The following is a 23,603-nucleotide window of genomic DNA, read 5'->3' as shown; positions in this document are numbered from 1 at the left end:
CAAGAGCGCTGACGCATGCACGTGCGCGCGGAATCCGGCACGCGTCGCCGTTCCGGTAGAATCGGCGCCATTCCGGTTTTCCTCTTCCCCGACCTTCATGACGACGTTGACCCTGATCGTCGCGCGTGCCCGCAACGGCATCATCGGCCGCGACAACCAGTTGCCCTGGAAACTTCCCGAAGATCTCGCCTTCTTCAAGCGCACGACGATGGGTGCGCCGATCGTGATGGGCCGCAAGACCCACGAGTCGATCGGCCGGCCGCTGCCGGGCCGTCGCAATATCGTCGTCACGCGCGACGCGGCGCGTCGCTTCGATGGCTGCGACACGGTCACGTCGCTCGCCGACGCACTGGCGCTCGCCGCGCGCGACGGCGTGCCCGAGGCATTCCTGATCGGCGGCGCACAACTCTACGCGGAAGGTCTCATGCTCGCCGACAAGCTGGTCGTCACCGAGATCGATGCCGACTTCGACGGCGATGCATCGTTCCCGGCGCCCGACGCGGCGCACTGGCAGGAAGTCTCGCGCGAAGCGCACGAGGCGGCCGCGCCGAACACGTTCGGCTATGCGTTCGTCGTCTACGCGCGCAAGCACGGCTGACGCGTCGCGCACCATGAGAAAAGCCCGACCGGCTCACGCCGGTCGGGCTTTTTCGTTTCATGGCGGCAGGCGCCGCGCGTCGCTTACTGCCCGGCGATCGTCATCTGCTCGATCAGCACCGAGCCGGTTTCCTTCGTGCCGCGCACGATCGAATCGGCACCGATCGCGGCGATATGCCGGAACATTTCCTGCAGCGTGCTCGCGACGGTGATTTCCTCGACCGGATACTGGATCACGCCGTTCTCAACCCAGAAGCCCGCCGCGCCGCGCGAATAATCGCCCGTCACGTAGTTCACGCCCTGCCCCATCAGCTCGGTCAGCAGCAGGCCTGTGCCGAGCTTCTTCAGCATCGCGTCGAAATCGTCGCCCGGCTGCGTGTTCGAGCTGCGCAGCGCGAGGTTGTGCGAGCCGCCCGCGTTGCCGGTGGTCTGCGTGCCGAGCTTGCGTGCCGAATAGGTCGACAGGAAGTAGCCTTCGACGACGCCGTCCTTGACGACGCTGCGCGCGCGCGTGCGCACGCCTTCCTCATCGAACGGCGCGCTGCCCATCGCGCGCGGCACGTGCGGATCCTCGACAACCTGGATGTGCGGCGCGAACACCGGCTTGCCGAGGCTGTCGACAAGGAACGACGTCTTGCGGTACAGCGCGCCGCCGCTCACGGCCTGCACGAACGCGCCGAGCAGGCCGGCCGCGAGCGGCGCCTCGAACAGCACGGGCACCTTGCGGGTGTCGAGACGACGCGCGCCCATCCGCGCGAGCGCGCGCTCGGCCGCGTAACGGCCCACCGCTTCCGGCGCAGCGAGATCGATCGCGCTGCGCTTCGACGAATACCAGTCGTCGCGCTGCATGTGACGGCCGCTGCCCGCGATCGGCGCGCAGGCGATGTAGTGGCGCGAGTACGGGTAGCCGGACAGGAAGCCGCGCGACGTCGCGAGCACGAACTGCGAATGCTGGGCCGACACGCTCGCGCCTTCCGAATTGCGGATCTGCGGGCTGACCGCGAATGCGGCGTCTTCCGCGCGGCGGGCGAGCTCGACGGCTTCGTCGGCCGTCAGCGCCCACGGGTGGTAGAGATCGAGGTCGCGCGGGTCGGTTTCGAGCAGCTCGGCCTCGGCGAGGCCGGCCGCTTCGTCCTCGGCCGTGAAACGCGCGATGTTGTAGGCCGCGGCGACGGTATCCTTGATCGCGGCCGGCGAGAAGTCGGACGTGCTCGCGTTGCCGCGTTTCTTGCCGATGAACACCGTCACGCCGACCATCTTGTCGCGGTTGTGCTCGATCGTTTCGACTTCGCCGCGCCGCACCGACACCGACAGGCCGTCGCCCTCGGAGATTTCGGTCGCGGCGTCCGTCGCGCCGAGTGCCTTCGCATGGCGAAGGATGTCCGAGGCGATTTCTTTGAGCTGGTCCTGCGTGTGCGGGAAATAGCGCGCTTGTACGTCGAGATTGGCTGCCATCGTCTTGGTATCCGGTGGCGGGCGGGCGCCCGCATGTTCAAAATGTTGCGTATCCCGCGATCATAGCAAGGTCCGGGGCCGCGTACCGACAAGCTTGGGGTGTCCGCGCCGCGATACAATGCCGCCTATGACACGCAAAACCCGAATCCAGCCGATCGAGCATGCCGTCGAGGACGACGACAACGGCTACGATCGCCCCAGCAAATCCCAGTTGAAGCGCGAGATGCACGAGCTGCAGGTGCTCGGCCAGGCGCTTGTCGATCTGCCGAAAGACGCGCTGAAGCGCATGCCGATGCCCGAAAGCCTGTCGGACGCCGTTCGCGAGGCGCGCCGGATCACCGATCACGAAGGCAAGCGCCGCCAGCTCCAGTACGTCGGCCGCGTAATGCGCTCGCTGACCGACGACGAGACGGCCGCGCTGCGCACCGCCCTCGACGCACAGCGCGGCGTGAACAAGGCCGCGACGGCCCGCCTGCACTGGATCGAGCGCACGCGCGAACAGTTGCTCGCCAACGACGACGCGCTGACCGAATTCCTGCGCCAGCACCCGGAAGCCGACATCCAGGAAGGCCGCACGCTGATCCGCAACGCACGCAAGGAAGCGCAGCAAGGCAAGCCGCCGCGCTATTTCCGCGAGTTGTTCCAGTGGATCAAGACCGCGAGCGGCACGCCCGATGCGGACGACGAAGCATCGGACGACGCCGGAGACGACCATGACGACGACGAAGCGTAATCATCCTGACGAACTCGTCGTCGGCCTCGTGTCGATCAGCGATCGCGCGAGCACGGGCGTCTACGAGGACAAAGGCATTCCGGCGCTGCAAGAGTGGCTCGCCGGCGCGCTGGTCTCGCCGTGGCGCGCCGAAACGCGCCTCATCCAGGACGATGCGCCGACGATCTCCGCCACGCTCGCCGAGCTCGTCGACGTCGCCGGGTGCGACCTCGTGCTGACGACGGGCGGCACCGGCCCCGCGCGCCGTGACGTGACGCCCGAGGCCACGCTTGCCGTGGCGACGAAGGAAATGCCGGGATTCGGCGAACAGATGCGGCAGATCAGCCTGAATTTCGTGCCGACCGCGATCCTGTCGCGGCAGGTCGCGGTGATCCGCGAGACGGCCGACCATGCGGCGCTGATCGTCAACCTGCCCGGCCAGCCGAAATCGATCCGGGAAACGCTCGAAGGGCTGCGCGACGCCGACGGCAAGTCGACCGTGCCCGGCATCTTCGCCGCGGTGCCCTACTGCATCGACCTGATCGGCGGCCCGTACATCGAGACCGACGCCGCGGTGGTCGCGGCGTTCCGGCCGAAAAGCGCGCAGCGCGCGCCTCGCTGAGCGCGTGCCGGCCCGCTCAGGCGGCCGGCGCGGACTCGCCTGCCGAAGCCGAAGCCGACGCCGACGCGGCCGGAATCAGGAAATGCTCACGGTAGTACTTCAGCTCGTCGATCGACTCGTGGATGTCCGCGAGCGCCGTGTGCATCGCCCGCTTCTGGAAGCCCTTGTAGATCGCGGGCTGCCAGCGGCGGCACAGCTCCTTGAGCGTGCTGACGTCGAGATTGCGGTAGTGGAAGAATTTCTCGAACTCCGGCATCCAGCGCGCCATGAAGCGGCGGTCCTGGCAGATCGAGTTGCCGCACATCGGCGACTTGCCGGGCGACACGTACTGCGCGAGGAACGCCTGCAGCTGCGCGGCGGCTTCCGCCTCGGTCACGGTCGACGCGCGCACGCGGTCGATCAGGCCCGAGCGGCCGTGCGTCGACTTGTTCCATTCGTCCATCTTCGCCAGCGTTTCGTCGCTCTGGTGGATCGCGAACACCGGGCCTTCGACGGCGATGTCGAGCGTGGAATTGGTCACGACGACCGCGATTTCGATGATGCGGTCGTTATCCGGGTCGAGGCCCGTCATCTCCATGTCGAGCCAGACGAGGTTCAACTCGTTGCGCACGAGCGCGGGCTGGCTGGTGGAAGCGGCGGTATCGGTCATGAGTCATCCTGGAAAATGGCGGACGGCGCGCGGCGCCGCCCGGGCGGCCGGCATCGCGTCAGCGAGCCCGGTCCGCAAGAACATATAATTCTCGCATAGAACCCTTTGGCGCCTTCGATGTCACCCTTTTCGTTCACCCTGCTGTTCGCGCTCGCCGTGCTCGCGATGGTCGTCACCAAGCTGTGGCTCGCGTCACGGCAGATCCGCTTCGTCGCCGCGCACCGCAACGGCGTGCCTGCGCAGTTCAGCGCAACCATCCCGCTGACCGCCCACCAGCGCGCGGCCGACTATACGGTCGAGCGCACCCGGCTGACGATGCTCGAGATCGTCGTCAGCGCGGCCGTGCTGGTCGGCCTCACGCTGCTTGGCGGCGTCGGCGCGCTCGACACGCTGCTGACCGGCTGGCTCGGCCGCGGCTACGGGCAGCAGGTCGCGCTCGTCGCCGCGGTGCTCGTGATCACGAGCGTGATCGATATCCCGTTCGAGTATTACCGCCAGTTCGGGATCGAGCAGCGTTTCGGCTTCAACCGGATGACGAAACGGCTGTTCTTCACCGACATGCTGAAAAACTCGCTGCTCGGCGCCGCGCTCGGCCTGCCGCTGCTGTTCGTCGTGCTGTGGCTGATGAACCAGGCGGGCAGCCTGTGGTGGCTGTGGACCTGGATCGTCTGGGTCGCGTTCCAGATGCTGGTGCTGCTGATCTACCCGACCTTCATCGCGCCGATCTTCAACAAGTTCGAGCCGCTGAAGGACGACGCGCTGCGCTCGCGCATCGAGTCGCTGATGAAGCGCTGCGGCTTCGCGGCGAAGGGGCTGTTCGTGATGGACGGCAGCCGCCGCTCGGCGCACGGCAATGCATATTTCACGGGCTTTGGCGCATCGAAGCGGATCGTGTTCTTCGACACGCTGCTCGCGCGCCTGTCCGGCCAGGAAATCGAGGCCGTGCTCGCGCACGAACTCGGCCACTTCAAGCGCCGCCACGTGATGAAGCGGATGCTCGTGTCGTTCGTGCTGAGTCTCGTGCTGCTCGCGCTGCTCGGCTGGCTCGCGCAGCGCACGTGGTTCTATACGGGTCTCGGTGTCGTGCCGTCGCTCGACACGAGCAACGCGGGCGCCGCGCTCGTGCTGTTCTTCCTCGCGATTCCCGTGTTCCTGTTCTTCGCGACGCCGTTCAGCAGCCTCACGTCGCGCAAGCACGAATTCGAGGCCGACGCGTTCGCGGCCAGCCAGACCGACGCGCAGGATCTCGTCAGCGCGCTCGTGAAGCTCTACGAGGACAACGCGTCGACGCTGACGCCCGACCCCGTCTACACGGCCTTCTACTACTCGCATCCGCCCGCCTCGCAGCGGATCGACCGCCTGATGCAGCACGCATGAGCCGGCCGACCTCCCGCAAGCCGGCCCCGCGCGCGTCGGGCGCGCAGCGTGTCGAAGGCCGCGTGATCGCGGCGCACGGGCGCCACTACATCGTCGCGCCCGACGACGGCGGCCCGATGCTGCAGTGCTTCCCGCGCGGCAAGAAGAGCGACATTGCAGTCGGCGACCGCGTCTCGTACGAAATCGCGTCGGCCGATCAGGGCGTGATCGTCGAGATCGGCGAACGACGCAACCTGCTGTACCGTTCCGACCAGTTCAAGTCGAAGCTCTTCGCCGCCAACCTCGACCAGTTGCTGATCGTGCTCGCGACCGAGCCCTATTTCAGTGAGGACCTGCTCGGCCGCGCGCTGATCGCCGCCGAGGCGAACGAGCTGAAGCCGATCGTCGTGCTGAACAAGATCGACGTCGAGGCCGCGCTGCCGGTCGCGCGCGAGCGCCTCGCACCGTACCGCGCGCTCGGCTACGACGTGCTCGAACTGTCGGTAAAGGGCTCGCCCGACGACGCGCGCGCGCAACTGATGCCGCACCTCGCCGGACATTCGACGATCCTGCTCGGCCAGTCCGGGATGGGCAAGTCGACGCTCGTGAACCTGCTCGTTCCCGATGCCGAAGCCGCGACGCGCGAGATTTCGGCCGCGCTCAACAGCGGCCGCCACACGACGACGTTCACGCGCCTCTACCCGCTGGAGGGCGGCGGCGCACTGATCGATTCGCCGGGCTTCCAGGAATTCGGCCTCTACCACCTGACGGAGGGCCGTCTCGAGCGCGCGTTTCCGGAGTTCCGGCCGCTGCTCGCGGACTGCCGTTTCTATAATTGTCATCATCTGCACGAGCCCGGCTGCGCGATCCTCGAAGCCGTCTCCGACGGCCGCATCGCGCCGTCGCGGCACGCGCTGTACGCGCAGCTCGTGCACGAGGCGAGCCAGATCGTCCGCTGATCGCGCGACGCGCGCACGGCGGCCGGCCACGCGTTGCGGAGCCGGCCTTCACCGACAGGAGCGGCCATGCGTTTCAAGGCACCCAATCTCGCGACGGCGCAGCATTGGGCCAACGTGCTTCAGGTGGCCGGCATCGGTTGCGAGCTGCATAACTGCTACGCGACCGGCGCGCTCGGCGGCCTGCCCGCCGACGCCTGCACACCCGAGCTATGGCTCGACGACGAACGCGACGACGCGCTCGCGCGCCGGCTCCTCGATGCGGCGTCGCACGGTCCGTCGGCCGGCGCCTCGCCATGGCGCTGCCGGCAATGCGGCGAAGCGCTCGAGGCTCAGTTCACCGCGTGCTGGCAATGCGGCGCCGTACGCGATCCGCTCGACGACTGACCCACAGCAAAAAGGCCGGCATCAAGCCGGCCTTTGCCTTTCATCGGACGCTGCACTGCCCTGTCACGACACCCAGACGGCGAGCGTCAGCATCAGCAGCAGGATCATCCACAGGATCACCGCGCGCCAGACGAGGCCGACTGCCGATTGCAGCGTACGCGGCGTGCAATCGTCACCGACCGTCAACGGACCGCTGTCGCCGACCGCCAGCGCATCGAGGCTCGACGGTTCCGCGAGCGGCCCCGCGAGACGCGCACCGAGCGCCCCGCTGCCGGCTGCCAGCAGCACGCCGTCGTTCGGGTCGGGCCACTGGCGCGTGTGATTGCGCCATGCGTAGATCGCATCCTCGAAATTGCCGACGATCGCGAAGCCGAGCGCGGTCAGCCGCGCGGGAATCCAGTCGATCACGAAGAACGCGCGCTGCGCGAACGTCGAGAATGCGGCCGTGCGGTCGTCGCCCGGCGTCGACCAGCTACGCGCGAGGTATTCGGAAATCCGATACAGCACGGCGCCGGCCGGGCCGATCGGCAGCACATACCAGAAGAACACGCCGAACACGTGGCGATGCGATGCGACGACCGCGTGAATCAGCGTATGGCGGACGATTTCGCCGACCGGCATGTCGACCGTGTCGATGCCCGTCCACTCGTGCAGGATTTCGCGCGCGCGCGGCACGTCGTCGTTATTGAGCGCGAGGTGGATGTCGGTGAAGTAGTGGCTGAACTGGCGGAAGCCTAGCGTGAAATACACAACGACGACGTTCCACAAGAACGCGAGCACGAAGCTCACCTTGAACAGCAGGAAATAGATCAGCGCGACGATCAGCACCCACGGCAGCACGACCGCGAGCCATGCGAGGATGCCGTGCTTCTGCTTGCCTGCGTCGAGACCATGCGCGACGGTTTCCGCATGAAACTGGAACAGCGCGAACACCGGATTGTTCGGCGACAACGCGCGGACCTGTTCGATGATGAGGGCGAGGAGAACCGAAAAGAAAGTCATGCGTGGCGCCGTCTTCGGAGTTATGTCATTTTTTGCATAACGATAGCACAGCGTAAGCCCCGCATGGCTGCCGGCGCGGCCGCCCGGCAGCCGGCCGCGCGCGCCGGCCGGTGTGTGCGCCTAGCCGGCAGCCAAGAAGCGGTACAGATTGCGAAACATGCCGGCAGTTGCGCCCCAGATGAAGTAATGCCCGTCTGGTTTGTCGTTCGGATAAGGCATCGCAAAAAAACGACGCTCGCCGCCATCCCAACGGAACACGCGGACCTGATGGTTCGCGGGATTCATCAGGAACGCGAGCGGCACCTCGAAAATCTCGGCCACCTCGAACGTGTCGGCCTGCACGGTGAACGGCGGATGCACGAGGCCGACCACCGGCGACACGCAGAAGCCGGTGCCGGTCAGGTAGTCGGGCAGCGCGCCGAGGATCTCGACGCGTTCGGCGGCGAGCCCGATTTCCTCCTTCGACTCGCGCAACGCGGTTGCAGTCGCATCGCGATCGAACGGTTCGCGGCGGCCGCCGGGAAAGCTGATCTGCCCGGCATGGTCATTCAGGTGATCGGCACGCTGGGTCAGCAGCACGGTGAGACCCGACTCGCGGACGACGAGCGGCATCAGCACGGCCGCGCTACGCGGATCGATGCCCTCCTGCAGCTTCGCCTCGCCGGGCTCGACGCTCCATTCGGGCGTGCGCGCGAAACGGTCGCGCAGGCCGGACGGCGTCATCAGGCGGGGATCGATGGCGGGCAGACCGGCGCCGGTGCCTTCGACCGGCAAGACTTCGGGATCGATGATGGGGCGGCGATTCAATGGGGCTCTCGGGTTCGTGTCGTATCGAGCATATTGTCGCGCCAGAATGAAAAAAGCACCCGGGTGGGTGCTTTTTCCTTACAGCTCTTACTCTTGGGAAGCTGCTGCGGCGCGATCCTTCGACACCAGCTTTTCCTTGATTCGAGCCGACTTGCCCGAACGCTCGCGCAGGTAGTACAGCTTCGCACGACGCACATCACCGCGGCGCTTCACGACGATGCTCGCCAGCAGCGGCGAGTACGTCTGGAACGTACGCTCGACGCCTTCGCCCGACGAGATCTTGCGGACGATGAAGTTCGAGTTCAGACCACGGCTGCGAATCGCGATCACGACGCCTTCGTAAGCCTGAACGCGCTTGCGGGTACCTTCAACCACGTTCACGTTCACGATCACCGTGTCGCCCGGGGCGAATTCGGGGATCGTCTTGCCGGCGAGCGCGCGCTCGATTTCTTCCTGCTCAAGTTTTGCGATCAGATTCATTACTGACTCCTTATGCCATCGTGTCGGCGTTGGCACCCGCCTGCTTCCAGGCCTGGCCCCGATAGAGGATGGATTCACATCAGGCGCCGCGCACGCATGCACGACACCGCCAATTCCCGCCCGCGACGCCGCCTCAGGAGGCGTCCTTCGCTTCGCGTGCGAGGTTCGCAAGCCAGGCCTCGTCGGCACGGCTCAGCAACTTCTCGCGGCGCGCCCGGACGATCAGGTCCGGCCGCTTCCGCAACGTATTCCTCAATGCTTCCTGGCGCCGCCACCGCTCGATCTCGGCATGATGCCCGCCGAGCAGCACGTCCGGTACGCGCACGCCATCGTATTCCTCCGGGCGCGTGTAGTGCGGACAATCGAGCAGGCCGTCGACGAAACTGTCCTGCACGGCCGACTGCGAATCGTTCAGCACACCGGGCAGCAAGCGCACGACGGCATCCATCATCGCCATCGCCGGCAGTTCTCCGCCGGACAGCACGAAATCGCCGAGGCTGATCTCCTCGTCGACGCAACGATCGAGCAGACGCTGGTCGATCGCTTCGTAGCGGCCGCACAGCACGACAACGCCCGGCTCCTGCGCCATCCGCATCGCCCGCTCGTGCGTGAGCGGTGCGCCCTGCGGCGACATCATCACGACGCGCGTGCTCGCGATGCCCTGCTCCGCCTGCGCCGCTTTCGCGGCGCCGATCGCGGCCTCGAGCGGCCTGGCCAGCATCACCATGCCCGGACCGCCGCCGTACGGACGATCATCGACCGTGCGGTAGTTGTCCGTCGTGAAATCACGCGGGTTCCAGGTGCGCAGCCCGAAGCGCCCTTGCTTGACGGCCCGGCTGGTGATTCCCCAGTCGGTCAGTGCGCGGAACATCTCGGGAAAGAGCGTGACGACGTCGAACTGCACCGCGCTCTCGGTAACCTGGTTCATTTCAGTAATCGGCTTCCCAGTCGACGACGATACGACGCGCCGCCTGATCCACCGTTTTGACGTAGACGCCGACAAACGGAATCAGCCGTTCGTCGGTGGTCGGCTGACCGTCTTTACCGGTCGCCGGATACTCGACACGCATGATCGAATGCACGCCGTTGTCGATCATCCCGCTCACCTTCCCGAGCGCCACCGATTGCTCGTTGACGACTTCGAGACCGATCAGGTCGACCCAATAGAATTCGTCCGCGGCCAATGCCGGGAAATCTTCCCGGCGCACGAACACACGAAAGCCGCGCATAGCCAGCGCGGCATCGCGGTCGCTGACGCCCGCGGGTTGCGCAACGACCGTGTCGCTGTGCGTCTTCGACTGCATGATGCGGACGGAAAGCCGCTCCGCACCGCGTTCCAGCCACCAGCGGCGCGCGTTAAGCAGCGCGTCGCCGCCGCGACCGGCATCGGCATGCGTCGCCACCTTGACCCAGCCCTTCAGGCCGTAGGCGTCGACCACCGCCCCGACCTCGACGGCGTCGTCAGGCCACGCTTGCGTCGCTTCATGGCCGCCCTGTTCGGCAGCCGGACCGGCGTTCGCGACAACGTCGCGCTCGACCGGCTTGCGGACGAATGCGCCGAATGACGCACGCCCGCGCCTTGCATTACCGGAATCGTGACCCGCCATCAATCCACCTCACAGCCGGCACGACCGGCACACCGTGCCATGTTAGGCAGCCGGTTGCGCCTTTTGCGCTTCCTTCACGAGACGCTGGACGGTCGGCGACAGTTGTGCGCCAACGCCTTGCCAGTACGTCAGACGATCCTGAGCGATACGCAGCGATTCGCCCTTCGTAGCGACCGGGTTGTAGAAGCCGACGCGCTCGATGAAGCGGCCGTCACGACGGTTACGCGAATCGGTAGCAACGATGTTGTAGAACGGGCGCTTCTTCGAGCCGCCACGAGCCAGACGGATGATAACCATATGATGTCCTTCGGAAAACCGGGTTCGAAACTACTGAAACACGCGATTATAGCCGGAAACCAGAGGTACAACAAACACTTACGCGGAAAAAATCCACGGATGGCCTCTGCGCCGGGCATACAATCGTCGTGTCCAGGATGCTCTCCCCCGTCATGCCGCTCCTTCGCGCCGCCTCGACGCGCCGCGCGCAGCGCCGTTTCGTGGCACTGCTTGCCGGCCTTGCCTGCCTAGCGTCCGCAACGGTGCTTGCCGCGCCATTGCCGGTGGAAGAACTCGTCGTGCCGCCCGGTTTCCATGTGGACGTGCTGACCGACGCGGTACCGACCGCGCGCGAAATGGCGTGGTCGCCGCGCGGCATCCTGTATGTCGGCACCCGGGAAGGCCGCGTGCATGCATTCGTGCTGCACGAGGGCCGGATCAGCGCACGCTACGTGATCGCGTCCGGGCTCGACATGCCGGTCGGCGTCGCCTACCGCGACGGCGCACTCTATATATCCGCCGTGTCGCGCATCCTGCGCCTCGACCGCATCGACGACCGGCTCGCCAAACCGCCCGCGCCCGTCGTCGTGACCGACGCGCTGCCGACCGAACACCATCACGGCTGGAAATTCATCGCGTTCGGCCCCGACGGCAAACTGTACGTGCCGACCGGCGCACCGTGCAACGTCTGTCTCGCCGATCGCAGCCGCTACGCGATCATCGCCCGGATGAAGGCCGACGGCAGCGGCAGCGAGGTCGTCGCCCGCGGCGTGCGCAATACGGTCGGCTTCGCATGGCACCCCGATTCGGGCGAGCTCTGGTTTACCGACAACGGGCGCGACATGATGGGCGACGACGTGCCCGACGACAAGCTGAACCGCGCGCCGCGTGCCGGCCTCGACTTCGGCTTTCCATACTGCCATGGCGGAGACACACCCGACCCCGAATTCGGCAGCGCCGACGTATGCCGCCGTTATGTGCCGCCCGTATTGAAGCTGGGCGCGCACGTCGCGGCGCTCGGCATGCGCTTCTATACCGGGCCGATGTTTCCGGCGTCGTATCGCAATAACGTGTTCATTGCCGAACACGGTTCGTGGAACCGCAGCACGAAGGTCGGCTACCGCGTGATGCGCGTCGTCGTATCGGCGGACGGCAGCCAGGCGCGCCAGACGCCATTTGTCACCGGCTGGCTGCGGCCCGACGGCACGGTATGGGGACGCCCGGCCGACGTGCTGCCGCTGCCGGACGGTTCGCTGCTCGTCAGCGACGACTACGCAGGCGCAATCTACCGCGTAACCTATGCGGCACCTTGACGCAGGCCGGGGGTGACCGGGCCCGACCGGGCATCGTAGAATGCGTGCCGGGCCGCGTGCCCGCGCCGGCCCGCCGGCCGCCCATGTCAACGACAATACGCCGCCATCCATGTCCAGCAGCACCGCACCGTCCCGCCGCTTCCGCTCCAAGACGCTCACCGCCGCCCTCGCATTCCTGTTGGGATCGCTCGGCGCGCACCGCTTCTATCTGTACGGCTTTCGCGACGTGTACGGCTGGGCACACCTGCTCGCGACGATCGTCGGCATTCCGGGCTTCCTCCTGCTCGCCGCAACCCAGCGCAGTGCCGGCCTCGGCTGGTGGCTCGCGGTGCCCGGCGCGATCTCGCTGCTGGCGGCGTTCCTCGCCGCACTCGTGTACGGGCTGCGCCCCGACGAAAAGTGGGACGCGCAATTCAACGCCGAGACGGGCAAGCACAGCCGGTCGGGCTGGACCGTGATCTTTGTCGTGATCTTCTCGCTGCTGATCGGCGCGTTCCTGCTGATGACCGCGCTCGCGCTGTCGTTCCAGACGTATTTCGAATCGCAGGTCGAAGCAGCGAAGCAGATTTCGCAGTAAGCGCCTCCTTCCTAAACACCGACGCCCTTCGCGTGCCGGCATGACGCGCCGGTCAGAACAGGTTCAACTGCATGTCGTCGCGCGACTTCGTGCCGGCTGCCCGAGCAGCACTGCGCGGCACCGACGCCGCGGCGACCGGCGCACCGCGAAACTGCGACAGATCGAGAATGCCGTTCGTGCGCTCGTTCAGCCCGAGCCGCTTGACGGCCTGACGGAAGCGCTGCCGCAACAGGTCGGCCCAGATCCCCTCGCCCTTCATCCGTTTCGAGAAATCCGAGTCGTAGTCTTTCCCGCCGCGCATGTCGCGCACACGGTTCATCACGCGTTCCGCGCGATCGGGAAAATGCGCGGCGAGCCAGTTCTTGAACAGCGGCGCAACCTCCCACGGCAGCCTCAGGATGATGTAGCTCGCATGCGTGGCGCCGGCTTCCGCGCACGCCTCGAGCACGCGCTCCATGTCGGGCTCGGTGACGAACGGAATCACCGGTGCAATGCTCACGCCGACCGGCACGCCCGCATCGCGCAACGCGCGGATCGTGCGCAACCGGCGCGCTGGTGTCGCTGCGCGCGGCTCGAGCGTGCGTGCGAGATCGGCATCGAGCGTCGTGATCGTGACCGCCGCCATCACCTGCCCGCGTTCGGCCATCGGCGCGAGCAAGTCGAGATCGCGCTCGATCAGCGACGATTTCGTGATCGCGGCGAACGGCAGCCCGTGATCGTGCATCACCTGGATCACGCTACGCGTGATGCGCAGGTCGCGCTCGACCGGCTGGTAGGCGTCGGTGTTGACGCCAAGCGCAATCGGCTCCGGCACGTAGCGCTTGCGCGAAATCTCGCGCTCGAGCAGTTCGGCCGCATTGACCTTCGCATAGATGCGGCTTTCGAAATCGAGCCCCGGCGACAGGCCGAGATAGCTGTGCGTCGGCCGCGCGAAGCAGTAGATGCAGCCGTGCTCGCAGCCGCGGTACGGATTGAGCGACACGCTGAACGGGATGTCGGGCGACTGGTTGTGCGTCAGGATGCTCTTCGCACGCTCCTCGAAGACCTGCGTGCGCAGCGGTGCGGGGAAATCGGCATCGTCCGACTCGTGCGCCCAGCCGTCGTCGACCGCTTCACGCTGCGCGATTTCATACCGCCCCTGCAGATTGTCGACCGCACCGCGCCCCTTGCGGGGCGCGGGCGGCGCTATCGGAAATTCGTTGTCGGACCGATCGTCCATGCGCGCACCCATTCGCCAGCACCCAATACTGTATATTTATACAGTATTGGGTGCTGCATGCCAAGGGCGGGATAAGGGGCCCGACAGCGGGCCGCCGGCACGTCACTCGCCGACCGCAATCGTCAGCGTCTCCTTGATTTCCTCCATCACGACATAGCTCTTCGACTGCACGGCGCCCGGCAACTGCAGCAGGATATCGCCGAGCAGTTTCCGGTAGTCGGCCATCTCGCCGATCCGCGCCTTGATCAGGTAGTCGAAATCGCCGGACACGAGATGGCATTCGAGCACCTCGTCGATCTTCATCACCTCGCGGCGGAACTGCTCGAACATGTTGCCGCCCTTGTGGCCAAGCGTGATCTCGACGAACACCAGCAGCGCGGCACCCAACTGGCCAGGGTCGACCCGCGCGTGATAGCCGGTGATCACGCCGTCCCGCTCCATGCGCCGCACGCGCTCGATGCACGGTGTAACGGTCAGTCCGACCTGTTCCGCGAGGTCCTTCATCGCCATCCGGCCGTCGTCCTGGAGCAGTTTGAGGATGCGCCGGTCGAGCTTGTCGAGCGAGCGTACGGGCTGACGTTGCGTTCTCATTTGTTTATGCTGAAAACCGGAAAAATACGATAACAAAAACTGGACATTCGACAATACCATAGCGCAAAAAACTAGATCAGTTAGAGGTTACACGGAGCCGCAGGTGCGCCCGGCCTCGACCTGGTCCCTTCCATCTGGAGCAGCTATGCGAGTCGTCATTCTGGGCAGCGGTGTGGTGGGCGTGGCAAGCGCGTATTACCTCGCGCGCGCCGGTCATGAAGTCACGGTGATCGACCGGGAAGCAGGCCCCGCGCTCGAGACGAGCTTCGCGAATGCAGGCCAGATCTCCCCCGGCTATGCCGCACCGTGGGCCGCGCCCGGCGTGCCGCTGAAGGCCGTCAAATGGATGTTCGAAAAGCACGCGCCGCTCGCGATCCGCCTCGACGGCACGCGCTTCCAGCTCCAGTGGATGTGGCAGATGCTGCGCAACTGCACGCCCGAGCGCTATGCGGTCAACAAGGGCCGCATGGTCCGCCTCGCCGAATACAGCCGCGACTGCCTGCAGGCGCTGCGCGCCGACACGGGCATCCAGTACGAAGGCCGCACGGGCGGCACGCTGCAACTGTTCCGCACGCAGCAGCAACTCGACGGCGCGGCAAAGGACATCGCCGTGCTGCAGGAAGCGAACGTGCCGTTCGAACTGCTGTCGCCGGCCGAACTGAAGAACGCCGAACCGGCGCTCGCCGCCGTATCGCACAAGCTGACGGGCGGCCTGCGCCTGCCGGGCGACGAAACGGGCGATTGCCAGTTGTTCACGACGCGCCTCGCGGCGCTCGCCGAATCGCTTGGCGTCAAGTTCCGCTACAACACGCCGATCGATGCGCTCGCGATCGCGGGCGGCAAGATCGCCGGCGTGCAGTGCGGCAGCGAGACGGTGCGCGCGGACGCGTACGTCGTCGCGCTCGGTTCGTACTCGACCCGCTTCATCTCGAACCTGATGAAGATCCCCGTCTATCCGCTGAAGGGCTATTCGATCACCGCGCCGATCGTCAACGAAGCGGCCGCGCCCGTGTCGACCGTGCTCGACGAGACCTACAAGATCGCGATCACGCGTTTCGACCAGCGCATCCGCGTCGGCGGCATGGCGGAAATCGTCGGCTTCGACAAGAAGCTGCGTGCTGCGCGCCGCGAAACGCTCGAAATGTGCGTGAACGACCTGTTCCCGGGCGGCGGCGATACGTCGAAGGCGACGTTCTGGACGGGCCTGCGCCCGATGACGCCGGACGGCACGCCGATCGTCGGCCGCACGCCGGTGTCGAACCTGTTCCTGAACACCGGCCACGGCACGCTCGGCTGGACGATGTCGTGCGGCTCGGGCCAGCTGCTCGCGGACCTGATCTCGGGCAAGATGCCGGCGATCCAGGCCGACGACCTGTCGGTGCATCGTTACCTGAAGGACGTGGCCGGCCAGACGCGCCCGGCATACGCATAAGCCGCGGCTGCCCGCAGCAAGGCGGGCCGGCTCGCCTCAAAAGAAAAGGCGCCCTTCGGGGCGCCTTTTTCGTTTCGCCGAATGCGTGGCGCGGGATCAGAACTGGTCTTCCGTCAACGCGAGCACGCTCTCGTTGCCCTTCGCGCCGACGATCGATGCTTCGAGCCCGCCTGCCTGCACCAGAACGTGCTCCGCATAGCATTGCGCGATCGCGATCTTCGCATCGAAGAACGCCGGATCGCTCGCGCGGTTCGCCTGCGCCGCCACCAGCGCGCGCGCCATCTGCCACCCGCACAGCACCACGCCCGCCAGCTTCAGGTACGGCACGCTGCCCGCGAACACCGCGTTCGGGTCCTGCTTCACGTTCGCCACCACGTAGTCCACCACCGACGACAGCGCACGCGCGCCCTTCTCCAGCTGCGCCTTCATCGATGCCGCCGCCGCGCCGTCCAGCTTGCCCAGCGCCGCCACCGTCGCGTCGATCTCCGCGATCAGCGCCTTCGCCACCGCGCCGCCGTCGCGCATCGTCTTGCGGCCGACCAGGTCGTTCGCCTGGATCGCCGTCGTCCCTTCGTAGATCGCCAGGATCCGCGCATCGCGGTAGTACTGCGCCGCGCCCGTCTCCTCGATGAAGCCCATCCCGCCGTGCACCTGCACGCCCAGGCTCGCCACGTCGTTCACCATCTCCGTGCTCCAGCCCTTCACGACCGGCACCAGATACTCGTAGATTGCCTGATGACGGCCACGCGTCGCCTCGTCCGAATGGCGGTGGGCAACGTCGCTGTGCGCGGCTGCCACGTACGCCAGCGCCCGCGCGCCTTCGGTCAGCGCGCGCATCGTGCCGAGCATCCGGCGCACGTCCGGGTGATGGATGATCGTCACCGATTGCTTGGCCGACCCGTCCACCGGGCGGCTCTGCACGCGTTCCTTCGCGAATTCCGCCGCCTTCTGGTACGCCCGGTCGGCCACGCCGATCCCCTGCATCCCGACGCCGAAGCGCGCCGCGTTCATCATGATGAACATGTATTCGAGGCCGCGGTTCTCCTCGCCGATCAGGTAGCCGATCGCGCCGCCGTGGTCGCCGTACTGCAGCACCGCCGTCGGGCTCGCCTTGATCCCGAGCTTGTGCTCGATCGACACGCAGTGCACGTCGTTGCGCGCGCCCAGCGAACCGTCGTCGTTGACCATGAACTTCGGCACGATGAACAGCGAGATGCCCTTCACGCCTTCCGGCGCATTCGGCGTGCGCGCCAGCACCAGGTGGACGATGTTGTCCGCCATGTCGTGCTCGCCCCACGTGATGAAGATCTTCGTGCCGAACACCTTGTACGTGCCGTCGCCCTGCGGCTCGGCGCGCGAGCGCACCAGTGCCAGGTCGGAGCCGGCCTGCGGCTCGGTCAGGTTCATCGTGCCGGTCCATTCGCCCGAGATCAGCTTCGGCACGTAGCGCTGCTTCTGCTCGTCGGTGCCGGCCGTCAGCAGCGCCTCGATCGCGCCGTCGGTGAGCAGCGGACACAGCGCGAACGACAGGTTCGACGCGTTCAGCATCTCGATGCACGGCGTCGCGATCAGCTTCGGCAGGCCCTGGCCGTCGTACTCGGCCGGATGCTGCAGCCCCTGCCAGCCGCCTTCGACGAACTGGCGGAACGCTTCCGCGAAGCCCGGCGTCGCGGTCACGACACCGTCCTTCCAGCTGCTCGGGTTGCGGTCGCCTTCGACGTTCAGCGGCGCCAGCACCTCGCCGCAGAATTTCGCGGACTCGTCGAGCACGGCCTGCGCCGTGTCGTAACCCGCATCCTCGAAACCCGGCAACTGCGCAACGGCGTCGATGCCCGCGAGTTCCTTCAGCACGAACAGCATGTCCTTGACGGGGGCGACATAACTCATGGTGTGCCTCCTTCGTTTCTCTTCCGTCGATGGCGTAAAAAAAGGGGCGCTCGTCGCGCCCCTCTTGTCGTGTGCTTACCGCTGAAGCGTCAAGCCGCGTCAGCCGAGCTCGGTCACGAGCTCCGGCACGAGCGCGAACAGATCGCCGACGAGGCCGTAGTCGGCCACGCTGAAGATCGGCGCTTCCGGATCCTTGTTGATCGCGACGATCACCTTCGAATCCTTCATGCCGGCCAGATGCTGGATCGCACCCGAGATGCCGACCGCGATGTACAGCTGCGGTGCGACGATCTTGCCGGTCTGGCCGACCTGGTAGTCGTTCGGCACGTAGCCTGCGTCGACTGCCGCGCGCGATGCGCCGAGTGCCGCCGACAGCTTGTCGGCCAGCGGCTCCAGCACCTTCGTGTAGTTCTCGCCGCTGCCCAGACCGCGGCCACCCGACACGATGATGCTCGCGCTGGTCAGTTCCGGACGGTCCAGCTTCGTCACTTCACGGCTCACGAACTGCGACTTGCCGGCGTCGGCCGCTGCCGCGATCTTTTCGACCGCTGCGCTGCCGCCTTCGGCCGCGACCGGATCGAAACCCGTCGCACGCACCGTGATGACCTTGACCGGATCGTTCGACTGCACCGTCGCGATCGCGTTGCCCGCGTAGATCGGGCGCTCGAACGTATCGGCCGAATCGACTGCCGTGATGTCCGAGATCTGCGCGACGTCCAGCTTCGCGGCAATACGCGGTGCGATGTTCTTGCCGTAGGCGGTAGCCGGCGCGAGGATGTGCGAGTAGTCCTTCGCGATGTTCAGCGCGGTCGCTTCGACGTTTTCCGCGAGGCCCGCTTCGAGCTGCGGCGCATCGGCCAGCAGCACTTTCGACACACCTGCGATCTTCGCCGCTGCGTCCGCAGCCGCTTGCGCGTTGTGGCCCGCGACCAGCACGTGAATGTCGCCGCCGATCTTCGCTGCCGCCGCCACCGTGTTCAACGTCGCGGCCTTGACCGACGCGTTGTCGTGTTCTGCAATCACCAGAATCGTCATTTCTTTGCGCTCCCTCTTACAGCACCTTGGCTTCGGTCTTCAGCTTCTCGACCAGCGTCTTCACGTCCGGCACCTTCACGCCGGCCGCGCGCTTCGGCGGCTCGACCACCTTCAGCGTCTTCAGACGCGGCGCGACGTCCACGCCCAGGTCTTCCGGCTTCACGGTTTCCAGCGGCTTCTTCTTCGCCTTCATGATGTTCGGCAGCGTCACGTAGCGCGGCTCGTTCAAGCGCAGGTCCGTGGTCACCACGGCCGGCAGTTGAAGCGACAGCGTTTCCGCGCCGCCGTCGACTTCACGTGCGACCGTTGCCTTGCCGTCTGCCACCGTCACCTTCGATGCGAACGTCGCTTGCGGGAGACCTGCCAGCGCAGCCAGCATCTGGCCCGTCTGGTTCGAATCGTCGTCGATCGCCTGCTTGCCGAGAATCACGAGCGAAGGCTGTTCCTTGTCGACCAGCGCCTTCAGGATCTTCGCGACGGCCAGCGGCTCGACGCTGTCGGTCGATTCGACGAGGATCGCGCGATCCGCGCCGATCGCCAGCGCCGTGCGCAGCGTTTCCTGCGCCTGCGTGACGCCCACCGACACGGCGATCACTTCGGTCGCGACGCCCGCTTCCTTCAGGCGCACGGCTTCTTCAACGGCGATTTCGTCGAACGGGTTCATCGACATCTTCACGTTCGCGATGTCGACACCCGTGTTGTCCGACTTCACGCGGACCTTCACGTTGTAATCGACCACTCTTTTCACTGGCACCAGGATTTTCATGCACACGCTCCAAAGTTACGAATACGACCAGAGGCCATTTTATAGCGAGGCCTCGTGACTGCGCGGCCAAGCGGACCCATCCATCGTGGCTGTCGAGGATACCGCTTCTTGGCGACGCGCCAATGATAGCGAACGATCGTTCTATTTTAAAAGAGAAAAAACCCGGACGCAAAGCCCGGGGTTTCGATCATCGACTCTAATCTCGCCGGGCGCCCCGTGCTGCGCCCGTTACCAGGCGGTTATGACCGCGCCGCCGAACTTGCCTTCGATGAACTGCTTCACGTCGGCCGAATGATAGGCGGCAACGAGTTTCGCGACCCACGGCTTGTTCCGGTCCGCCTCGCGAATCGCGAGGATGTTCGCGTACGGACCGTTCGGGCCCTCGATCGCGATCGCGTCCTGTTTCGGTTTCAACCCCGCTTCCATCGCGTAGTTGGTATTGATCGCGGCCGCGTCGACGTCGCCGAGCGAGCGCGGAATCTGCGCCGCATCGAGTTCAACGACCTTCAGCTTGCGCGGATTGTCGACGATATCGAGCGGCGTCGCCTTCAGCCCGGCATCCGCGCGCAGCTTCAGGAGGCCCTGCTTTTGCAGCAACAACAGCGCACGGCCGCCGTTGGTCGGATCGTTCGGCACCGCGACGCGCGCGCCCGGCTTCAGTTCGGCCAGCGACTTCACGCGCTTCGAATAGATACCCATCGGGAACGTGACGGTATCCGCGACCTTGATCAGCTTGTAGCCGCGATCCTTCACCTGCGCCTGCAGATACGGATCGTGCTGATAGCTGTTCGCGTCAAGGTCGCCCGCCGCGAGCGCGGCGTTCGGCTGCACGTAATCGGAAAATTCGACGATGCGGATCTCGAGGCCACTCTTTGCCGCGACCTTCTTCACCGCTTCCATGATCTGCGCGTGCGGTCCGCCCGTCACGCCCACCTTGATGGTTTCGGCCTGCGCGTGCGCGCCCGCGAACAGCGCGGCCGCACCGAGTGCCGCCGCGAACTTCAGCATGAAGCGTCGTTGCATCGTGTCTCCCCTAACGGATCAATCTGGTCTTATTTGTGGCTCAGCCGGCGCACGAGCCAGTCGCCGAACGACTGCACGATCTGCACGAACACGATCAGGATCGCGACCACCGTCCACATCACTTCCGGCAGATAACGCTGGTAGCCGTAGCGGATCCCGAGATCGCCGAGCCCGCCGCCGCCGATCGCGCCGGCCATCGCCGAGTAACCGACCAGCGACACGAACGTGATCGTCAGCCCCGCCACGACGCCCGGCAGCGATTCGGGCAACAGCACCTTGAAGACGATCTGCGACGTGGTCGCGCCCATCGATTGCGCGGCCTCGATCAGCCCGCGGTCGACTTCGCGCAGCGCCGTCTCGACGAGACGCGCGATGAACGGTGCCGCCGCGAGCGTCAACGGTACGACCGCCGCGGCCGTGCCGATCGACGAACCCGTGACGAGCCGCGTGAACGGAATCACCGCGACCAGCAGGATGATGAACGGCGTCGAGCGGACGGCATTCACGATGCCGCCGAGCACGCGATTCACCGCGAGGTTCTGCAGCACGCCCTGGCGATCGGTCAGGTAGAGCAGCACGCCGAGCGGCAGCCCGACGAGCGCGCCGACCGCCCCGGAGATGCCGACCATGATCAGCGTCTCCCAGAACGACTGCACGAACATATCGAACATCTCACTCAACATACGAAAGCTCCTCTACCACCACACCTTGCTCGCGCAGGAACGCGAGCGCCTGCCCGACCTTGCCCGGCTCGCCGCCCGCGAGCACCGCGAGCGAACCGAATGCCTGCCCCTGGATCTCGTCGATCTGGCCGTGCAGGATGTTGAAATCGAGTTCGTACCGGCGGATCGTCTCCGACAGGATCGGCTGGTCGACACCCGAGCCCGTGAACGCGAGCCGCAGCAGATGCCCGCTGCCCGTCTTCAGCCGCTCGGCCACACGCGCCTTCAGCGCGGGCGGCAGTTCCTGCGCGATCACGTCGCCGATCAGCGCGCGCGTCACTTCGTGATGCGGCTGCAGGAACACGTCGATCACGCGGCCTTCCTCGACCACGCGCCCCGCATCGAGCACTGCGACGCGATCGCACACCTGCTTGATCACTTCCATCTGGTGCGTGATCAGCACGATCGTCAGGCCGAGTTCGCGGTTGATGCGCTTCAGCAGGTCGAGGATCGAACGCGTGGTCTCGGGATCGAGCGCGGACGTCGCTTCGTCCGACAGCAGCACCTTCGGCTGGCTCGCGAGCGCGCGTGCGATGCCGACGCGCTGCTTCTGTCCGCCGCTGATCTGCGCCGGATAACGATCCTTCTGCGCGGACAGCCCGACGAGATCGAGCAGCGGCAGCACGGCAGCCTCGATGTCGGCACGGCTTGCGCCGGCCAGTTCGAGCGGCAACGCGACGTTGTCGAACACCGTGCGCGACGACAGCAGGTTGAAGTGCTGGAAAATCATGCCGATCTCGCGGCGCGCCTCGCGCAACTGGCCGGCCGGCAGCAGCGTGAGATCGCGCCCGCCGACGACGACATTGCCTTCGGTCGGCCGCGTGAGCAGGTTGATGGTGCGCACGAGCGTGCTCTTGCCGGCGCCGCTTCGGCCGATGATGCCGAACACCTCGCCCTGCGGAATCGTCAGGTTGACGTTGTGCAGCGCCTCGACCCAGCCGCTCGGCCCGGGAAAACGCTGCGAAAGATTGCGTAATTCGATCATGTAAACAAAACGGCGGCCGGCTGGCGAGTTGGCCCGCCAGTCGGCCGCCGAAGGATCTGGAATAACCGTCGATTTTACCGCAAACCCCTCATTCCCCTTAATAATCGATTTCGATCTTTTCATAACTACACGAAATTAGAGGGGCGCTGCTGGCCCGCCGCAGGAATGCCGCGACTATGATCCGGAACACGCATGCCAACGAACAGGGGACACGCCAGATGACCGCCACCACCACGCCGGCCGCCGCACCCGCCACCGCCGGATCGGCGCCTTCGTCGCCGCCCGCGCCGAAAATGGGCCGGCTGCGTACCGCGGACGGGCTCGAACTGGCGTCGTACCGCTGGCCGGCCGGCGACGGCACGGTGCCGCCGCGCGCGACGATCGCGCTCGTGCACGGCCTCGCCGAACACGCGGGCCGTTATGCCGCGCTCGCCGGCCGGCTCAACGCGGCCGGCATCGACGTACTCGCGATCGATCTGCGCGGGCACGGCCAGTCGCCGGGCAAACGCGCGTGGGTCGAACGCTTCGACGGCTACCTGAACGATGCGGATGCGCTGGTCGCCGAAGCGGCGCGCGGTCATTCTCCGTTGTTCCTGATGGGACACAGCATGGGCGGCGCGGTCGCGGCGCTGTACGCGATCGAACGCGCGCCGGCCCGCGGCCACGCGCTGACGGGCCTCGTGCTGTCGAGCCCGGCGCTCGCGCCGGGGCGCGACGTGCCGCGCTGGATGCTGGCGGTGAGCCGTATCATCAGCCGCGCATGGCCGACCTTCCCCGCGATCAGGATCGATGCGGCGCTGCTGTCGCGCGATCCGGCCATCGTCGCGGCCAATCGCGCCGATCCGCTCGTGCATCACGGCGCGGTGCCCGCGCGCACCGGCGCGGAGATACTCGACGCGATGGCGCGCATCGAAAGCGGCCGCGGCGCGCTGCGCGTACCGGTACTCGTCTATCACGGCACCGAGGACAAGCTGACCGAACCCGACGGCAGCCGCGCGTTCGGCGCACGCGTCGGCTCGCCCGATCGCACGCTGACGCTATACGAAGGCGGCTTCCACGAAACGATGAACGATCTCGAACGCGACCGCGTGATCGACGCGCTGATCGCGTGGATTCACGCGCGCGTGCCGGCGCGCTGAGCGCGCGC

General features: G+C 66.3%; 26 protein-coding genes. 10 read left to right on the top strand and 16 right to left on the bottom strand.

What is annotated here, in order from left to right:
* Positions 1-97: 97 nt before the first annotated feature.
* Positions 98-598, top strand: a complete 501-nt coding sequence (locus H3H55_RS05310) for a dihydrofolate reductase (RefSeq protein ID WP_048249596.1) — start codon at positions 98-100, stop codon at positions 596-598.
* An 83-nt stretch (positions 599-681) separates the two neighbouring features.
* Here the strand turns inward: H3H55_RS05310 and pmbA are convergent, their stop codons facing one another.
* Positions 682-2,052 carry a metalloprotease PmbA gene (gene pmbA / locus H3H55_RS05305; RefSeq protein WP_129514032.1) on the bottom strand — a complete coding sequence of 457 codons (1,371 nt, stop codon included), beginning with the start codon at positions 2,050-2,052 and terminating at the stop codon, positions 682-684.
* Between the two features lie 127 nt (positions 2,053-2,179).
* Between pmbA and yjgA the strand changes: the two genes are divergently transcribed.
* Together yjgA and mog are read left to right on the top strand one after the other, a co-directional pair.
* On the top strand, positions 2,180-2,785 hold the full coding sequence (gene yjgA / locus H3H55_RS05300) for a ribosome biogenesis factor YjgA (protein WP_319022254.1): 606 nt from the start codon (positions 2,180-2,182) through the stop codon (positions 2,783-2,785).
* The gene (gene mog, locus H3H55_RS05295) at positions 2,766-3,386 is read left to right on the top strand and encodes a molybdopterin adenylyltransferase (protein ID WP_011351366.1); all 621 of its coding nucleotides are present in this window, start codon (positions 2,766-2,768) and stop codon (positions 3,384-3,386) included. Before yjgA ends, mog begins: the two co-directional genes overlap by 20 nt.
* 16 nt (positions 3,387-3,402) lie before the next feature.
* Here mog and orn read toward each other — a convergent pair whose 3' ends face one another.
* Positions 3,403-4,035, bottom strand: coding sequence for an oligoribonuclease (gene orn, locus H3H55_RS05290; RefSeq protein WP_129514029.1), 633 nt, complete (start codon positions 4,033-4,035; stop codon positions 3,403-3,405).
* A 117-nt stretch (positions 4,036-4,152) separates the two neighbouring features.
* Between orn and H3H55_RS05285 the strand changes: the two genes are divergently transcribed.
* The 3 genes from H3H55_RS05285 to H3H55_RS05275 all read left to right on the top strand — a co-directional run bounded on the left by H3H55_RS05285 (position 4,153) and on the right by H3H55_RS05275 (position 6,734).
* Positions 4,153-5,412: a M48 family metallopeptidase gene (locus H3H55_RS05285; RefSeq protein WP_129514028.1), complete on the top strand. Its 1,260-nt coding sequence runs from the start codon at positions 4,153-4,155 to the stop codon at positions 5,410-5,412.
* Complete coding sequence (gene rsgA, locus H3H55_RS05280; protein ID WP_193097891.1) at positions 5,409-6,350, top strand: ribosome small subunit-dependent GTPase A; 942 nt, start codon at positions 5,409-5,411, stop codon at positions 6,348-6,350. The genes H3H55_RS05285 and rsgA overlap by 4 nt, the downstream gene beginning before the upstream one ends.
* Before the next feature lie 66 nt (positions 6,351-6,416).
* Complete coding sequence (locus H3H55_RS05275; RefSeq protein ID WP_048249603.1) at positions 6,417-6,734, top strand: hypothetical protein; 318 nt, start codon at positions 6,417-6,419, stop codon at positions 6,732-6,734.
* A gap of 63 nt (positions 6,735-6,797) precedes the next feature.
* Here the strand turns inward: H3H55_RS05275 and H3H55_RS05270 are convergent, their stop codons facing one another.
* The 6 genes from H3H55_RS05270 to rpsP form a co-directional block, all read right to left on the bottom strand.
* Positions 6,798-7,736 carry a CobD/CbiB family protein gene (locus H3H55_RS05270; RefSeq protein ID WP_048249605.1) on the bottom strand — a complete coding sequence of 313 codons (939 nt, stop codon included), beginning with the start codon at positions 7,734-7,736 and terminating at the stop codon, positions 6,798-6,800.
* 120 nt (positions 7,737-7,856) lie between these two features.
* Positions 7,857-8,543, bottom strand: a complete 687-nt coding sequence (locus H3H55_RS05265; protein ID WP_193097890.1) for a CoA pyrophosphatase — start codon at positions 8,541-8,543, stop codon at positions 7,857-7,859.
* An 87-nt stretch (positions 8,544-8,630) separates the two neighbouring features.
* A complete protein-coding gene (gene rplS / locus H3H55_RS05260) occupies positions 8,631-9,023 on the bottom strand; it encodes a 50S ribosomal protein L19 (RefSeq protein ID WP_048249607.1) in 393 nt (130 codons plus the stop codon).
* 133 nt (positions 9,024-9,156) lie between these two features.
* On the bottom strand, positions 9,157-9,951 hold the full coding sequence (trmD, locus tag H3H55_RS05255; RefSeq protein ID WP_129514025.1) for a tRNA (guanosine(37)-N1)-methyltransferase TrmD: 795 nt from the start codon (positions 9,949-9,951) through the stop codon (positions 9,157-9,159).
* A gap of 1 nt (position 9,952) precedes the next feature.
* Positions 9,953-10,630 carry a ribosome maturation factor RimM gene (gene rimM / locus H3H55_RS05250; RefSeq protein WP_193097889.1) on the bottom strand — a complete coding sequence of 226 codons (678 nt, stop codon included), beginning with the start codon at positions 10,628-10,630 and terminating at the stop codon, positions 9,953-9,955.
* A gap of 42 nt (positions 10,631-10,672) precedes the next feature.
* Positions 10,673-10,927 (bottom strand): 30S ribosomal protein S16, encoded by a 255-nt coding sequence (rpsP, locus tag H3H55_RS05245; protein WP_006476550.1) that lies wholly within the window; start codon positions 10,925-10,927, stop codon positions 10,673-10,675.
* A 152-nt stretch (positions 10,928-11,079) separates the two neighbouring features.
* Between rpsP and H3H55_RS05240 the strand changes: the two genes are divergently transcribed.
* Positions 11,080-12,219: a PQQ-dependent sugar dehydrogenase gene (locus H3H55_RS05240; protein WP_193097888.1), complete on the top strand. Its 1,140-nt coding sequence runs from the start codon at positions 11,080-11,082 to the stop codon at positions 12,217-12,219.
* Positions 12,220-12,328: 109 nt separating this feature from the next.
* A complete protein-coding gene (locus tag H3H55_RS05235; RefSeq protein WP_193097887.1) occupies positions 12,329-12,796 on the top strand; it encodes an NINE protein in 468 nt (155 codons plus the stop codon).
* Positions 12,797-12,848: 52 nt separating this feature from the next.
* On the opposite strand, the gene H3H55_RS05230 is transcribed toward H3H55_RS05235, so the two are convergent.
* Positions 12,849-14,027 carry a PA0069 family radical SAM protein gene (locus H3H55_RS05230; protein WP_193097886.1) on the bottom strand — a complete coding sequence of 393 codons (1,179 nt, stop codon included), beginning with the start codon at positions 14,025-14,027 and terminating at the stop codon, positions 12,849-12,851.
* A gap of 90 nt (positions 14,028-14,117) precedes the next feature.
* Positions 14,118-14,606 carry an Lrp/AsnC ligand binding domain-containing protein gene (locus tag H3H55_RS05225; RefSeq protein ID WP_012492860.1) on the bottom strand — a complete coding sequence of 163 codons (489 nt, stop codon included), beginning with the start codon at positions 14,604-14,606 and terminating at the stop codon, positions 14,118-14,120.
* A gap of 145 nt (positions 14,607-14,751) precedes the next feature.
* Here H3H55_RS05225 and H3H55_RS05220 point away from each other — a divergent pair, with 145 nt between their 5' ends.
* On the top strand, positions 14,752-16,038 hold the full coding sequence (locus H3H55_RS05220; protein WP_193097885.1) for a D-amino acid dehydrogenase: 1,287 nt from the start codon (positions 14,752-14,754) through the stop codon (positions 16,036-16,038).
* A 96-nt stretch (positions 16,039-16,134) separates the two neighbouring features.
* Here H3H55_RS05220 and H3H55_RS05215 read toward each other — a convergent pair whose 3' ends face one another.
* The 6 genes from H3H55_RS05215 to H3H55_RS05190 form a co-directional block, all read right to left on the bottom strand.
* The gene (locus H3H55_RS05215) at positions 16,135-17,925 is read right to left on the bottom strand and encodes an acyl-CoA dehydrogenase (protein ID WP_193097884.1); all 1,791 of its coding nucleotides are present in this window, start codon (positions 17,923-17,925) and stop codon (positions 16,135-16,137) included.
* Between the two features lie 99 nt (positions 17,926-18,024).
* Positions 18,025-18,960, bottom strand: coding sequence for an electron transfer flavoprotein subunit alpha/FixB family protein (locus tag H3H55_RS05210; protein WP_193097883.1), 936 nt, complete (start codon positions 18,958-18,960; stop codon positions 18,025-18,027).
* Positions 18,961-18,976: 16 nt separating this feature from the next.
* Positions 18,977-19,726 (bottom strand): electron transfer flavoprotein subunit beta/FixA family protein, encoded by a 750-nt coding sequence (locus tag H3H55_RS05205; protein ID WP_193097882.1) that lies wholly within the window; start codon positions 19,724-19,726, stop codon positions 18,977-18,979.
* Positions 19,727-19,954: 228 nt separating this feature from the next.
* Positions 19,955-20,749 (bottom strand): MetQ/NlpA family ABC transporter substrate-binding protein, encoded by a 795-nt coding sequence (locus H3H55_RS05200; RefSeq protein ID WP_193097881.1) that lies wholly within the window; start codon positions 20,747-20,749, stop codon positions 19,955-19,957.
* A 29-nt stretch (positions 20,750-20,778) separates the two neighbouring features.
* The gene (locus H3H55_RS05195) at positions 20,779-21,432 is read right to left on the bottom strand and encodes a methionine ABC transporter permease (RefSeq protein WP_006486982.1); all 654 of its coding nucleotides are present in this window, start codon (positions 21,430-21,432) and stop codon (positions 20,779-20,781) included.
* Positions 21,422-22,456 carry a methionine ABC transporter ATP-binding protein gene (locus H3H55_RS05190; protein ID WP_048249619.1) on the bottom strand — a complete coding sequence of 345 codons (1,035 nt, stop codon included), beginning with the start codon at positions 22,454-22,456 and terminating at the stop codon, positions 21,422-21,424. Before H3H55_RS05190 ends, H3H55_RS05195 begins: the two co-directional genes overlap by 11 nt.
* 218 nt (positions 22,457-22,674) lie before the next feature.
* Here H3H55_RS05190 and H3H55_RS05185 point away from each other — a divergent pair, with 218 nt between their 5' ends.
* Positions 22,675-23,595: an alpha/beta hydrolase gene (locus tag H3H55_RS05185; protein WP_193097880.1), complete on the top strand. Its 921-nt coding sequence runs from the start codon at positions 22,675-22,677 to the stop codon at positions 23,593-23,595.
* Positions 23,596-23,603: the final 8 nt, after the last annotated feature.

Origin of the sequence: Burkholderia sp. Z1, assembly GCF_014893795.1 — a bacterium.
Classification (GTDB): domain Bacteria; phylum Pseudomonadota; class Gammaproteobacteria; order Burkholderiales; family Burkholderiaceae; genus Burkholderia; species Burkholderia theae.
Note: the sequence above shows the minus strand (reverse complement) of the source record. Positions and strands in the feature narration are given on the sequence as shown.